We start from the raw sequence: 14,262 nt of genomic DNA, 5'->3' as shown, positions 1-14,262 counted from the left end.
CGAACCTCCTTCAGGCCCGGAATCCCCGCTACCGGGAAACCCTTAACCTTGGAATCCCCACCCCCGAGAGGAGGCGTCATGGCAGCTCGCGCGTCAAGCCCGGCGATCACGATCATCGGCTCGGGGTTCTCCGGGCTGGGCATGGCGATCAAACTCAAGGAAGCCGGCTTTCACGACTTCGTCATCTTGGAGAAGGCCGCCGAGGTCGGCGGCACCTGGAGGGACAACACCTATCCGGGATGCGCCTGCGACGTGCCGTCCCCGCTTTACTCGTTCTCCTTCGACCTCAATCCCCACTGGTCCCGCATGTTCTCCCCGCAAGAGGAGATCTGGGACTACCTCCGCACCTGTGTGAAGAAACACGACCTGATCCCCCACCTGCGGTTCAACACCGAGGTCACCGGCCTCCAATACGACGACGCCGGCCACACCTGGCAGGTGATCCTGGCCTCCGGCGAAACGATCACGTCGAAGGCGGTGATCAGCGGGGCCGGGGCACTGCACGTGCCGAAGATCCCCAAAATCCCGGGAAGGGCACGTTTCCAGGGCGCCGCCTTCCACTCGGCCCGCTGGGATCACTCGGTCGACCTGGCGGGACGCCGTGTGGCGGTGATCGGCACCGGGGCCTCCGCCGTACAGTTCGTGCCGCGCGTCGCCCGGCGGGCCGCGTCGCTCACGGTGTTTCAGCGCACTCCCCCATGGATCATCCCCAAGCCCGACAGGTTGCTCCCCGAGCGGCTTTCGTGGTTGTCCGCCTCGCCGCGGGCGCTCCGCCACGCGGCCTATTGGGTGATGGAGGGCAGGGGGCTGGGCTTCACGGTGCATCCCCGCTTGATGCGCAGGCTCACCGACATGGCGGGCAACCATCTTGAGCGCCAGGTCGCCGATCCGGCACTGCGCGCCAAGCTCACCCCGGACTACACGATCGGCTGCAAACGCGTGCTGATCGCCGACGACTACTATCCCGCGCTCCAGCGCGACAACGTCGAGCTGGTCACCGACGACGTCACCGAGATCGGCGAGCGCGGGGTGGTCGACGCGACCGCGCGTGAGCACGAGGTCGACGCGATCGTGTACGCCACGGGCTTCCATGTGACCGGGGGCCTCGCGGTGCCCAGGGTCGTCGGCCGCGGCGGCACCCGCATCCAGGACGCCTGGAAGGGCGGCCCGGAAGCCTATCTGGGCGTGACCACCGCGGGATTCCCCAACCTGTTCATCCTCCTCGGGCCCAACACCGGGCTCGGCCACAACTCGGTGGTCTTCATGATCGAGGCGCAGGTGGCCTACATCATGAGCTGCCTGCGCCTGCTGGCGGCCACCAAGGCCAAGGCGCTGGCCGTGCGGCCCGAGGCGCAGCGCGCCTACAACACGTGGTTGCAGCGGCGGCTGCGCCGGCGGGTGTGGAGCGAGGGCGGCTGCACAAGCTGGTATGTCGACGGCGAGGGAGTGAACCGCGCCTTGTGGCCGGGTTTCTCCTTCGAATACTGGGTGCGCACGCGCAAGGTGAAACCTTCGGCCTACGAGCTCATTTACTGATCACCACCAGGGCCGAGCCGCCCCCGCGGCGGGTGGGCTCGGCGACCGCCTGGACCTTGCCCCCGCCGAGGAACTCCAGGGCGGTGGCCGCCCCGATCTCGGGGGTGAGGGTGAAGGTGTGGCCCTTGGCGGTGAGCTCGGCGCCGTAGCGGTCGATGAAGCCCTGCTCGGCCTGGGTGGCCGGGGTGTTGCGCTGGCTGGCCCGAGGCGCGGCCAGGGCCTCGGGCAGGGCCATGCCGAAGTCGAGGCGGTTGACGAGGATCTGCAGCACGGTCGTGATGATCGTCGCGCCTCCGGGCGATCCGACCGCGAGCAGGGGTTTGCCGTCCTTGAGCACGATCGTGGGGGACATCGATGAACGAGGGCGTTTGCCGGGACCGGGCAGGTTGGGATCGCCGGGGGCGGGACCGAAGGTGAAGTCGGTCAGCTCGTTGTTGAGCAGGAAACCGCGGCCGGGCACCACGATGGCGTTGCCGCCGGTCGACTCGATGGTGTTGGTGTAGGCGACCACGTTGCCGTGCCGGTCGGCCACCACGAGGTGGGTGGTCTCCGGGCCCTCGGGCGCCTCACTCGTCCCCTTGCCTGCCGGAGGCCCTGTGGGGCAGGGGGTGTAGGACCCGTCGGGTGAGCCGGGGGCCGCCGGGTGGGGCATGGCGCGGTCGCCGATCAGGCAGGCACGCTCCTTGGCGAAACCGTCCGACAGCAGCTCGGCGAGGGGCACCTCGACCGACGCCGGATCGCCGATGTAGCGGTTGCGGTCGGCGAAGGCCAGGCGTGAGGCCTCAAGGTATTGGTGGAGGCCGACGCTCGGAAGCACCTGCAGGATGTTGAGTGCCTCGCCGACCGTGGAGCCGCCGGAGGAGGGCGGCGCCATGCCGTAGACGTCGAGCCCCTGGTAAGACGTCTTGACGGCGGGCCGCCTCAAGGCGCGGTAGGAGGACAGGTCGGAGAGCTCCATGAGCCCCGGGCGCACCACGCGAGTGGAGCCGGGCACGACCGGGGGGCTCTTCACCGTGCGCACGATCTCGCTGCCGAGGCTCCCGCCGTACAACCAGCTTGGGCCGCGTCTCGCGAGCTCGCGGTAGGTCCGGGCGAGGTCGGGGTTGCGGAAGGTCGAGCCGACGGGCGGCGGCGCGCCGCCGGGGAGGTAGAGGGCGGCGGTCGAGGAGATGTCCTTGAAGCGGGCGGCGTTGGCGGAGGTCTGGGCGTGGAAGGTGGTGTCGACGGTGAACCCCTCGTCCGCGAGCCGCGCGGCGGGCTCCAATGCCCGGCGCAGGCTGATCGTGCCGTGCCTGCGCAACGCGAGATCCCATTGCGCCACGCTGCCCGGCACTCCCGCCGACAGGCCGCTGGTGACGGCCTCGTTGAACGGTATGCCTTCGAGGGAGGAGGCGGTCATGGCGCGCGGCGCGGTCTCGCGGCCGTCGATCGTGAACACCTTGCGGCGCTTGGCGTCGTAGTAGACGAGGAAGCCGCCGCCCGCGAGACCAGCGGAATAGGGCTCGGTGACGCCCAGGGCAGCGGCGGCGGCGACCGCGGCGTCGACGGCGTTGCCGCCCTCGCGCAGCACGGAGAGGGCGACCTTGCTGGCGTCGAGGTCGACGGTGGAGACGGCTCCGCCGTGTCCGGTCGCGACGGGGACCTTCACAGGGGGAGCGGGATCACGCGAGTGGGCTGGCGGGGCGAGCAGGGAGAGGGCGAGCAGGGCGGTCGAGGCGGACGCGGCGAGAACGCGGATGCTCATCTCGGTCCTCTCACTCGGCGGCATCAAGATTGTCGATCAACTAGACCAGGATGACCGATGGAGTGAGATTTTTTCACGTGACTTTGCAAGATCATGCGCCTGGGGCGACCCGCCGGCAGATTGGAGCGGCGGTTCCCCGGGCCCGCCTCGCTGAAACCGCCCGTCGTCGGTTACGCTCCGCAGTCGTATGCTTACGTGACGCTGTGCGGATGTCCGGGGGAGGACAGATGACGTGGTGGCACACGCCCTCGGAGGCGACCGCGACCCGGGCACGGCCCACCGTGCCCGCGGGTCCTGGTGGGCACATGGGCGCGGCCGCACCCGCCGGCGTGCCCGGCATGACCGACATGGCAGGTGCGAGCGGAATGGCGGCGGTGCTGGGCATGACCGGTTCGGCGGAGGCCGCCACCGGCCACAAGCCCCACGGCGGGCTCGGGGCGGCAGGCGTGCCCCCGCCGCGCGAGAGCGAGCTGCTCTGGGCCGCCCAGGCGGGAGACGCGCGGGCCGCGCATCTCCTCGGCCGGGGTTACGCCCAGCGGGGCGACCGCGCCGCCGCGCGCCACTGGTGGGAGCGGGCCGCCGCGGCGGGCAGCGTCGACAGCGCCTTCAACCTCGGGGTCTGGCACGAAAAGCACGGCAGCCTCGGTGAGGCCCTGAGTTGGTATGAAGTGGCGGCCGGCACCGGCGACGCCGAGGCGGCGGTCAACCTCGCGACCCTGATGATGGAGCAGCGCGGCGACGTGGCGTGCGCACGCAAGTGGTTCGAGACGGCGGCCCGCGCGGGCAACCTGGTCGCGGCCCGCAAACTCGCCCTGCTGTGTGAGGACGCCGGCGACATCCAGGGCTCACGCGACTGGCACCGGGTCGCGGCGGTCGACGGCGACCTGGCCTCCGCGCACGACCTCGGCTTCCTCGCCTATGCCGCGGGCAACGAGGAGGAGACGGCCCACTGGTGGGAGCTCGCCGCGCGCGGCGGCCACGCCGACGCGGCTTATCACCTCGGCCTGCTCCTGTCCGCCAGCCGCGACCCCGAGGGCGCCGAGGCGTTCTACCGGCTCTCCGCCAAAAGCGAGCATCCCGGCGCCGCCTCCCAGCTCGGCGGCATCGCACTGTCGCGCCGCGATTTGCGTACGGCACGGGCCTGGTTCGAGCGGGCCGCGGACGCCGGGCGGGTCGAGGATCAGCGCATGGCGGGGTTCGTGTGCGTCGAGCTGAGCGACTCGGCGGCGGCGAGCCACTGGTTCGGGCGTGCCGCCGCGAGCGGCGACCCGGAGTCGGCGTTCAACTTCGGCCTGCTTCTGATCGCCGATCGGGGCGACCTGCAGGGGGGTCAGCACTGGTTCCGCCAGGCGGCACAGGCCGGCCACCAGCGGGCCGCGATGGAGCTCATCGCCCTGTTGTCCATGACCGGCCAGGCGCACGAGTGCGAGGATTGGCCGGCGCTGCGGTCCCAGCCGCCCGCCTGGGACCGCATGGCCGAGCCGGAGCTCGTGGCCCGTGCGGAGCTCGCGTCGGCCGCCACAGGGCGCCGTGGGGGCGTGACGCTCAAGGTGGGCGAGCTGACCGAGGTGCTCGGCACGTGGGATCTCGTGACGCGGCCGCTGCACGACCACGCGGAGGTCTCGGCCTGGCTGACCGAGCGCAGCGGGCTGCACGCGAGCGCCGTCGAGCACCTCTGCTCGGTGCGGGCGACGCTGCTGCGGCCGGGCACGGCCCCCTGGCCCACCCCAACCGAGATCGACCAGGTGCTCACGACGGCGCGCGAGTTGCGCCACCGCCTCGGGGTGCACTGACGGCGGCGCTCCTGCGGGCCGACGTCGCCCTTGAGCCTCTGCCGTCATGCGGGAGGCCGCGGGACGGTGCCGAGGCCCGGTTGTCAGGCGGGAGGCCGCTGTCCGGCGCCGGGACGGCTCGCGATGTCAGGCGGGAGGCCGCAGTCCGGCGCCGAGGCGGCCCGGATGTCAGGCGGGAGACCTGTGCGCCAAAGCGGGGAGGCCCGGCACCTCAAGAGGAGAAGAGGTGCCGGGCCAACCCCTTGTGAGGGGCCGCGGGGGCAGGACCCGCGGCCCCTGGTCGGGACGCCTACGGTCTGCGGCGGGTTGTCGGCGGGATTGCGCATCGGCCGAATGGACCGTGCCAATTTTCCCCCACCGGCGTGCGACACCCGCCTGCAACCCTGTCCAGGCCGGTGCGGGAATGTGCGCGAGCCACGCGGCGGCCTGGACTGGAGGCGGTGTGGAAACGCTCCCACGGGGTGTGCGGGCGGGTCTCCGGGGATCGATCAGGTGGGCTGTGCCGTACGCGATGCAATTGTGGACCTGGCCGGCGACGAGGGTGTGCCCGGGGTCGCCGGGGCCGCGGCTCAGGCGGCCAAGACGTCCGCGACCTGCACATAAGGCAGGTCGTGTGCCACCGCGACCGGAGCGTTGGTGAGCTGCCCGGCATGGGTGTTAAGCCCGGGCACGAGCGAGGCGTCGACGCGTAGCGCCTCCCGCCAGCCGAGCCCGGCGAGCTTGACCGCATAGGGCAGCGTGGCATTCGTGAGCGCATATGTCGAGGTGTTAGCGACAGATCCCGGCATGTTGGCAACACAGTAGAAGACCGATTCGTGCACCTTGTAGGTCGGGTCGGCGTGTGTGGTGGGCCGGGAGTCCTCGAAGCATCCGCCCTGGTCAATGGCGATGTCGACGAGCACGGAACCCGGCTTCATGCGGGACACGAGCTCGTTGGACACCAGCGTCGGGGCCTTGGCCCCGGGGATGAGCACGGCGCCGATGACGAGGTCGGCGGCGAGCACCTCCTCCTCGATCACGTAGGCGGTCGAGACGCGGGTCTTCAGCCTGCCCTGGTAGACGGCGTCGATGAAACGCAGCCGGTCGATGTTGACGTCGAGGATCGTGACGTCGGCGCCCATGCCGACGGCGATCTGCGCGGCGTTGAGGCCGGACACGCCGCCGCCGATGACGACGACCTTCGCCGGGGGCACACCGGGCACGCCGCCGGGCAGCACGCCGCGGCCGCCGTTGAAGCGCATGAGGTTGTAGGCGCCGACCTGCGGGGCGAGGCGGCCCGCGACCTCAGACATCGGGGCCAGCAGCGGCAGGGAGCCGCCGACCTGCACCGTCTCGTAGGCGATGGAGGTGACCTTGCGCTCCAGCAGGGCGTCGGTGCAAGGGCGGGAGGCGGCGAGGTGCAGGTAGGTGAACAGCACCTGGCCCTCGCGCATGCGGTGGTATTCCTCGGCGATCGGCTCCTTGACCTTAAGGATCATGTCCGACTCGCCCCACACGGCGTCGGCCGAGTCGAGGATCTTGGCTCCGGCGGCCAGGTATTCCTCATCGGTCAGGTGTGAGCCGAGGCCGGCGCCACGCTGGATATAGACCTCGTGGCCGCCGCGAATCAGTTCGTGCACGCCTGCGGGGGTTGCCGCGACACGGTATTCGTGATTCTTGACCTCGGCGGGGACACCGATCTTCATAGCGCTCTTTCCTTTCGGGGGCGTTACAGAGCTCAGGCATGCCGTAGGTCAGGGCGTGACACAGCCGCGGCTCAAGAGGTACGGCCCGGCCCCGCCATGGGGCCGGGACGTGGGGGGTGTCTGTCGGCGCCGCTCAGCCCTTAGAGGAGTTTCCAGGCGTCGGTGAGCACCGAGCGGAGGATCGACTCGATCTCGTCGAACTCCTTCGGGCCACACGTGAGCGGTGGGGCGAGCTGGATGACCGGGTCTCCGCGGTCGTCGGCGCGGCAGTAGAGGCCTGCCTCGAAGAGCGCCTGGGAGAGGAACCCGCGGAGGACGCGCTCGGACTCGTCCGCGCTGAAGGTCTCCTTGGTGTCCTTGTCCTTGACGAGCTCGATGCCGTAGAAGTAGCCGGCGCCGCGCACGTCGCCGACGATCGGCAGGTCGCGCAGCCGGTCGAGGGTGGCGCGGAAGACCGGCTCGTTCCTGGTGACGTGGCCGAGGATGTCCTCGCGCTCGAAGATGTCGAGGTTGGCGAGGGCGACCGCCGAGGAGACGGGGTGGCCGCCGAAGGTGTAGCCGTGGGCGAACATCTCGGTGCCGTTCTTGAACGGCTCGAACAGCCGCTCATGCGCGATCATCGCCCCGATCGGGGAATATCCGCTGGTCATGCCCTTGGCGCAGGTGATCATGTCCGGCACGTAGTCGAACTTCTGCCCGCCGAACATCGTGCCGAGGCGACCGAAGGCGCAGATGACCTCGTCGGAGACGAGCAGCACGTCGTATTCATCACAGATCTCGCGCAGCCGCTGGAAATATCCGGCGGGGGGCGGGAAGCAGCCACCGGCGTTCTGCACCGGCTCGACGAAGACGGCGGCGACAGTGTCGGGCCCCTCCATCTCGATCGCGCGGGCGACCCGGTCGGCGGCCCAGCGACCGTATTGCTCCTCCGTCATGCCGGGAACGCCGGTGATCTCGTCGGCGCGGTAGTAGTTGGTGTTGGGCACACGCACCGACCCCGGCACCAGCGGCTCGAACGCCTGCTTGAAGGCGGGGATGCCGGTGATGGAGAGCGCTCCCTGCGGGGTGCCGTGATAAGCGATCTGCCGGCTGATGACCTTGTGCTTGAGCGGCTTGCCGACCGCCTTGTAGTACTGCTTGGCGAGCTTCCAGGCGGTCTCCACGGCCTCACCGCCGCCGGTGGTGAAGAACACGCGGTTCAGCTCGCCCGGCGCGAGGCCGGCCAGGCGCGAGGCGAGCTCGGCGGCCTTGGGGTGCGCGTAGGACCAGAGCGGGAAGAAGGCCAGCTCCTGTGCCTGCTTGGCGGCGACCTCGGCCAGCTCGCTGCGGCCGTGCCCGAGTTGCACCACGAAGAGGCCGGCCAGCCCGTCCAAGTAGCGCTTGCCGTGGATGTCCCACACATATGCACCTTCGCCGCGGACGATCGTCGGCACCTCACGGCCCGCGTGCGCGCCGTGGCGGGTGAAGTGCAGCCAGAGATTGTCCTGAGCGGCCCGGAGAACCTCGGCCACATCGGTGTTATCGAGGTACGTCATCGCTATCGTCCCTTGCTGATCTGAGCTCTCCACAGTTTGCACCCGCTATCGAGAATTTGACAAGTGAAAGCGTGGTAGCAGACTGCAAGAAGTTCGGAATCCGCAAAATCACCATGTAAGAACGACGAAATCCGCGAGGGCCCTTCCGGTGCGGCCTGTAACGCCACCGGCGCGGTCGGTAACGGCACGTCAAGCGCAGGTTCCGCCGTACGGAACCTGGAGCCCTCGCCGGGGGCGGTCGGCTGCGCCCCTCCGCGGCTGTGCTCCAATGGAGAGTGACTTTGCGAACGTTGAGATCCGGGGGAATGTAGTGACGCCTGACCAGATCGAGGGCGCCGTAGCCGCGGCCATGCCCCAGGCGGTCGAGGACCTCAAACGGCTCGTCGCCATCCCCTCCGTGGCCTTCCCCGGCCACCCGGAAGAGCCCGTCTACGCCGCCGCCACAGCCACCGAGGAACTCCTCCGCAGCACCGGACTGCACCACGTCCAGCAGGTCGCCGTCGAGGGCAGCTTCCCCGCCGTCTACGGCGAGGCGGCCGGCCCGCCCGGCGCACCCACAGTGCTGCTCTACGCGCACTACGACGTGCAGCCCGCCGGCGACCCCACCCTGTGGCGCACCCCGCCGTTCCAGCCCACCCTCATCGACGGGCACCTGTACGGCAGAGGCGCGGCTGACGATAAATCCGGCATCATCTCCCACGTCCTGGCGCTGCGCAGCTTCCGCGGGCAGTTCCCCGTCGGCATCAAGGTGCTGATCGAAGGCCAGGAGGAATACGCGGGCCACCGCCTGGAGGACTTCGTCGTCCAGCACCCCGACCTCGTGCGGGCCGACGCCATCGTCGTCGCCGACACCGGCAACCCCCGCGTCGGCGACCCCTCGGTCACCACCTCGCTGCGCGGCATGGCCGCCTTCACCGTCGAGGTGCGCACTCTGCAGGAGTCCCTCCACAGCGGCTCCTTCGGCGGCGCCGCCCCCGACGCGCTCGCGGCCCTGATCCGCATGCTGGCGGCCCTCCACGACGACAACGGCGACTGCCGCGTGCCCGGCCTGCCCCGTGGCCGGTTCCTCGGGTCCGGCCCCAGCGAGGATGAGTTCCGTAAGACCGCGGGAGTGCTCGACGGCGTCTCCCTCGTCGGCTCCGGCTCGGTCGCCGACCGCCTCTGGTCGAGCTACGCCATCACCGTGACCGGCCTCGACGTGCCGAGCGTCGGCGGCGCCATCAACGCCGTGCAGCCGGTCGCCCGCGCCCGCGTCACCGTCCGCGTGCCTCCCGCAGGCGACCCCAAGACGACGCTCGACGCGGTCGCCTCCTTCCTGCACCAGGTCGCCCCCTGGGGCGTGCGCGTCTCCATCGACGACGTAAGCCTGGGCACGGGCTTCCTCGCCGACTCCGGCGGCCGGGCCCGCGCGGCCCTCAACCGCGCTCTTGAGCGCGCCTTCGGCCGCGCGCCCCGCGACATCGGCGCGGGCGGGTCCATCCCGCTGGTGGCCACGCTGGTGAAGCTGTTCCCGGCGGCGGAGATCTTGCTCTTCGGAGCCGAGGACGACGACGCGGCGATCCACGCGCCCAACGAGCGGCTCAACATCGAGGAGCTGAGGCGTACGGCTACCGCCGAGGCGATCTTCCTCCAGGAGCTCGGCGCGGAGGTCTGAGCGGAACTCCTCGGTCCGGCCTTCCTTGTTGCCCGGCTGCCGTGCGGCGGCCGGGCAACCGTTTTTCTCCCAGGGTCACCTGCGGCTCAGCCATGGGTCTGATAAATACCCCAGATGGGGATGAATTCCAGGGGCTCCGGGCGCTAGAGGGAGACTTCCTGTGAGTTGCTCCGGCCGTCCCCCGGACGGCCGGACTTCGGTTTTCCCTTCTTCGTCCACGCCATGGATGTTCGGGTGCGGCTCCCTGCATCGGAATGGCCGGCTTTGCCGTACGCGCCATGGGGACTTGAAGCCGGTCGATGCAGGGCGATCAGACCAGGTAGGTGGGACACCCCAGACGATTTCCCAGCCGGGCGAGTCCCTTTGTGAAGGCCGCACGTGTGTTGCCGGCGAAGCCGATGAACATGCGGTTGGCGAGTGGCACACCCCAGCGTGCCCACTGCGCCACGTTGAAGACGCGGTGGACGAGAAGCGCGCCTTTCAGGTGGGGTTCGACGCTCCATTCACCTCGATACCACCAGCCGCCCTGGAAGGAAATGGTGTGACCCGCCACCTCCACCTCGGAGGTGTGACCGGGGGCGTCCTCAACGGTGAAGCGGCCGGAGCGGTCGCCGTCGGGCAGGAGTTCGTCGGCCAAGGCCTTCCACAGCTCCGCGACCGGCACCTCGACGACTCCGAAGACTTCGACGAGTAGTTTCTTCTTCGTCACGGCGCCACCCTGGTGTTTTGAAAGGAGGCGAAACGCCGGCCTTCGGAGGTGTGGACGGCGGTGAAGGACACGATTGAATCGCGAAGCGGGCCCCCGGCCAGGGCACTGCCGCCGCCGGAGATCACCAGAACAGCGCCGTCGGCCAGTGGCTTGATCTGGGAGGCAGCGCCATTCGTCGTGGCCAGGGTGGAGCCTTTGAGCGGGCCCGCGAAGAGCCAACGGTGTGAGGACTCGATGGCCTCTCGCCCGTGGCTGTGTGCACCGTTGAACGCGATGTAATCGGCGTCCTCGGTGAAGTTCGCGGCGTAGGCTGCGGCGTCGCCCGCGTTCCACGCCTCGGCGAGGCGGGTGAGCAGGGCGGTGATTTCCGTGTTCACGGACACGGCGCAACTCCTTGTGGTCGTGGCGCCTATCCTGGGTGTGCGACTTCCAGGCAGGGCAGGCGCCTTGTTCGGATGTCCGGCTGTCAGGGTGTTGGCGCACCCTGGCAGCCGCCTTTTCATGACTTGTCGAGCACCTGAGCCAGCAGGTCTCGATTGACGGTGCCCGACCAGGCCAGCTCGCCCGACTCCAGACGGGCGACGACCCGCCTGACCCAGGCGAGCTCGGTGTCGCTCAACGTGCGTTCGTAGTCGAGCTCGATCGTCAGCACGTCGGGCAGTCCTGCGTCCTTCAGCGACTTCAGGTGACCGTCCATCGCGGCCAGGTTCTCCTCGATCGCCGCCGCCCTGGCGCGCAGGGCTTGCAGCGCGTCGGGAACAGGGAGGACTCCGATGAGTGAGACGGCGGCGGTGAAGGTGCGACGCTCGGACCCCGGGTTCGCGAGGAGCTCCCGGAGTCTGTCCGCCAGCTCACGCTGCCCCTGGTCGGTGATCGCATAGGTCGTGCGTTCCGGCCGGCGCCCTTCCCTGCTGGTCTCCACGGGCACGATCAGTTTCTCGGCCGCAAGCCTTTCGACCGCGTGGTAGAGGCTTCTGGGCAGCCCCGTCACATAGTCCTTGTGGGTGTCGACGATGAAGCGGTGCAACTCGTAGGGGTGGCCAGGACGCACCGAAAGCATGGCCAGCACGGTCAAGCCGACCAGATCGGAACGTCGCGCCATGATTCCTCCTATTGCAGTTTGCACTATAGCAGGCTTTATAGTGCAAACTGCAATAGGACTTCACGCTTGTGCTCGGCTGACGTCCGGCCCGATTTCAATCACCGGTGCCGGCCGTCACCTCGCGCGACGCACTCGTGCTTGTGCTTGTGCTCGGGTGGAAGATCCCCTTCAGCGCCGACCAGGATTCCACCTTGCAGTAGACCGGCACCTCGTCCAAAGGCACGTCACGTGTCACCACCGTGCCGCCTGCCATTCGTGCGCCGTTCCACACGTCGACCCACTGCTCCTCGGGCAGATAAGTGCGCCACACGGTCGCGCCGGGCTCGGTCACGGGATGCACCAGCAGGGCGTCGCCGAGCATGTATTGCAGGGGCCACTCCCACACCCGGGCGTCGTCCGCGTAGTCGAAGAACAACCCTCGCATGAGCGGCGGGCCCGCCTTGGCCTGCGCGGAGAGGTATGGCACAAGCCGGTCGCGGAGCTTGGCAAAGGACCGGAAGACGGGGATCACGCGATCGTCGTCACGGCGTTCGCCGATATTCCACGGGGTGCGGTCCACGAGGGGTTTGCGGTAATGGTTGAACTCCGAGTGATATTGCATGATCGGGGAGAAGCAGGCCATCGCCGCGGCCCGGAGATAGAGCTCGGCCGTGGGAATCTCACCCGAGAATCCGCCGAGGTCCCACCCCCAATAGAGCATGCCGCACGCCGAGGCCGTGATGCCGGCGGTGACGGAATGCCGGAACGCCGCCCACGTGGAGTTCTCATCGCCCGCCCACACACAACCGTGGGCCTGCATGCCGGTGAAACCGGCGCGGGAGAAGGTGACCGGGGCCTTGCCGCACTCGCGCAGCAGGTCGCCGTAAGCCTTCGCGTAATGCACCGGGTAGAGGTTGTTGGACTCCGCGCCCTGTGTGCCGTCGAAATAGCGCAGGTCGTGACCCCACGCGTGTTCGCCGCCGTCGGTCTTGAAACCGTCGACGCCGACCTCCTCCACCAGGTATCGCCGTTTGTCCAGCCACCATTTCCTGGCCTCGGGATTGGTGAGGTCGGGCATCAACGCCAGCGGGAACCACCAGCCGCGATTGCGATAAGGCCGTCCGTCCGCCTCACGAACGCCGAAACCACGGGCGACCATGACGTCGGCGTCGGCTCTGGCCTGCCCGGTGGGATGGGGACGCATTTTCTGCAAAGGGATCTGCCACAGCAGCACCTTCACATCACGCCGATGCAACTCATCGACCATGCCCTTGGGATCGGGCCAGGCCACGCCGAAAGTGAAATCGGCCAGGACGTGTGGCTCCCCACCGGGGTGCACCGCATAGTCCGCGTCCCGGAAAGCGGTGAAGGTGGCCTCATCCGACCACGCCTCGATGACCACGACCCCGACGGGCACATCCTCGTCGCGGTGGCGGTCCATCTGCGCCATCACCAGTTCTTGCGTATTCCACTCGTTGCCGCTCGCCCACAACCGGAACACCCAGTCGGGAAGCGATTCGGGCCGGCCCACCTCGTCGAGGAACGCGTCGAGCACGACTCCCGGCCCACCGTCGTAGACGGCCAGAACCAGCGGCTCCTCCCCTGCCTCAGCCTCGACCACGAGCCGGTCCGCGACCGAAGCGCCGACGTCGAACCAGGTGCGGCGCGACGTCCGCACGTGAAACCCCCACCCGTCGCCCCCCATCACCATGGCGAACGGCATCGGCATATAGGTGCGTCCCGTGCTCCCCTGGTCCTTGTATTGCTCGAAAACAACCGCGTCCAACGCGTGCCCACGCTGATCGACACGGTCGAACCGCTCCCCGAACCCCACCACGTGCTCGCCCTCCCCCAACGCGAGCGCGAACCTCACCCGGTGAGCCCCCTGCGGGGACACAAACCACTCGGCACTGCCCGGCACCACCCGATCCGTCCCCGCCACCTCCAGGATGCCGCCCTCACCTCGCCACTCCCCCGCATACACCTCAAACCACCGCGTCGTACGGCGAGAGCCATCTTCACCCGTCCCCGTGAACCGGTAGCGGTGCCGCACCCCGGCCTTGAGCGGCGGCGAGGTGACCCGCCAGGCGTGCCCGCCCCGCCCTGCGGCTTTGGACTGCGCGGCGGCCAGATGTCCACCGGCGGTGGTGTCGTCGCCATCCGAAAGCGGATCTTCTTCGGAGGTCCCGTTGGATGTGCCCGCCCCAGGAGCCCCGACGTCTTCGAGGACTTCCGACCTCGCGATCCCCGTGTCCGCATCGCCTGTGCGACGCGGCTCGGCCACGGCCCGACGGAGAGGGAGATGCCTGCTCGACGTGCCGTCGTCCCACTCGGCGACCACAGCGGACACCTTGGCGGAGGCAAGCACCCTCAACTCGACCGCATGACCGGCTTCTGGGATGACAGGCACCCGCTGGTCTGGTGTGTCCAGGTATGCATGGCCCGAGCCGTAGGGGCGGTGGCGGATCACAATGACTCCTCAGAACTCGATCAGCAGACTTCGGGGACCCCCGACCACAACAAAG

Annotated in this window: 10 protein-coding genes; 3 read left to right on the top strand and 7 right to left on the bottom strand. The window is 69.2% G+C overall.

Features of this window, described 5'->3' with window-relative positions; genetic code table 11:
• The first annotated feature begins 78 nt into the window (after positions 1 to 78).
• Complete coding sequence (locus Ssi02_RS06645; protein WP_204022181.1) at positions 79 to 1,536, top strand: flavin-containing monooxygenase; 1,458 nt, start codon at positions 79 to 81, stop codon at positions 1,534 to 1,536.
• Here Ssi02_RS06645 and ggt read toward each other — a convergent pair.
• Positions 1,526 to 3,280 carry a gamma-glutamyltransferase gene (gene ggt, locus Ssi02_RS06640; RefSeq protein WP_204022179.1) on the bottom strand — a complete coding sequence of 585 codons (1,755 nt, stop codon included), beginning with the start codon at positions 3,278 to 3,280 and terminating at the stop codon, positions 1,526 to 1,528. The genes Ssi02_RS06645 and ggt overlap by 11 nt on opposite strands.
• Positions 3,281 to 3,507: 227 nt before the next feature.
• On the opposite strand from ggt, the gene Ssi02_RS06635 reads away from it, so the two are divergent.
• A complete protein-coding gene (locus Ssi02_RS06635; RefSeq protein WP_204022175.1) occupies positions 3,508 to 5,073 on the top strand; it encodes an SEL1-like repeat protein in 1,566 nt (521 codons plus the stop codon).
• Between the two features lie 569 nt (positions 5,074 to 5,642).
• Here the strand turns inward: Ssi02_RS06635 and ald are convergent.
• Positions 5,643 to 6,758 (bottom strand): alanine dehydrogenase, encoded by a 1,116-nt coding sequence (gene ald, locus Ssi02_RS06630; protein WP_204022172.1) that lies wholly within the window; start codon positions 6,756 to 6,758, stop codon positions 5,643 to 5,645.
• 140 nt (positions 6,759 to 6,898) lie between these two features.
• Positions 6,899 to 8,293, bottom strand: a complete 1,395-nt coding sequence (locus Ssi02_RS06625) for an aspartate aminotransferase family protein (RefSeq protein WP_204022170.1) — start codon at positions 8,291 to 8,293, stop codon at positions 6,899 to 6,901.
• A 310-nt stretch (positions 8,294 to 8,603) separates the two neighbouring features.
• Here Ssi02_RS06625 and Ssi02_RS06620 point away from each other — a divergent pair, with 310 nt between their 5' ends.
• Positions 8,604 to 9,947, top strand: coding sequence for a dipeptidase (locus Ssi02_RS06620; RefSeq protein ID WP_204022168.1), 1,344 nt, complete (start codon positions 8,604 to 8,606; stop codon positions 9,945 to 9,947).
• Positions 9,948 to 10,257: 310 nt separating this feature from the next.
• On the opposite strand, the gene Ssi02_RS06615 is transcribed toward Ssi02_RS06620, so the two are convergent.
• From Ssi02_RS06615 to Ssi02_RS06600, 4 genes are all read right to left on the bottom strand, one after another.
• Entirely contained in the window at positions 10,258 to 10,656 is a 399-nt protein-coding gene (locus Ssi02_RS06615) for a hypothetical protein (RefSeq protein ID WP_204022165.1), read from the bottom strand.
• Positions 10,653 to 11,039 (bottom strand): SgcJ/EcaC family oxidoreductase, encoded by a 387-nt coding sequence (locus Ssi02_RS06610; protein ID WP_239128653.1) that lies wholly within the window; start codon positions 11,037 to 11,039, stop codon positions 10,653 to 10,655. Before Ssi02_RS06610 ends, Ssi02_RS06615 begins: the two co-directional genes overlap by 4 nt.
• A gap of 116 nt (positions 11,040 to 11,155) precedes the next feature.
• Positions 11,156 to 11,758 (bottom strand): PadR family transcriptional regulator, encoded by a 603-nt coding sequence (locus Ssi02_RS06605; protein ID WP_204022157.1) that lies wholly within the window; start codon positions 11,756 to 11,758, stop codon positions 11,156 to 11,158.
• A 94-nt stretch (positions 11,759 to 11,852) separates the two neighbouring features.
• Complete coding sequence (locus Ssi02_RS06600; protein WP_204022155.1) at positions 11,853 to 14,207, bottom strand: glycoside hydrolase family 31 protein; 2,355 nt, start codon at positions 14,205 to 14,207, stop codon at positions 11,853 to 11,855.
• Positions 14,208 to 14,262: the final 55 nt, after the last annotated feature.

The sequence above is a fragment of the Sinosporangium siamense genome (assembly GCF_016863435.1).
GTDB lineage: Bacteria > Actinomycetota > Actinomycetes > Streptosporangiales > Streptosporangiaceae > Sinosporangium > Sinosporangium siamense.
Note: the sequence above shows the minus strand (reverse complement) of the source record. Positions and strands in the feature narration are given on the sequence as shown.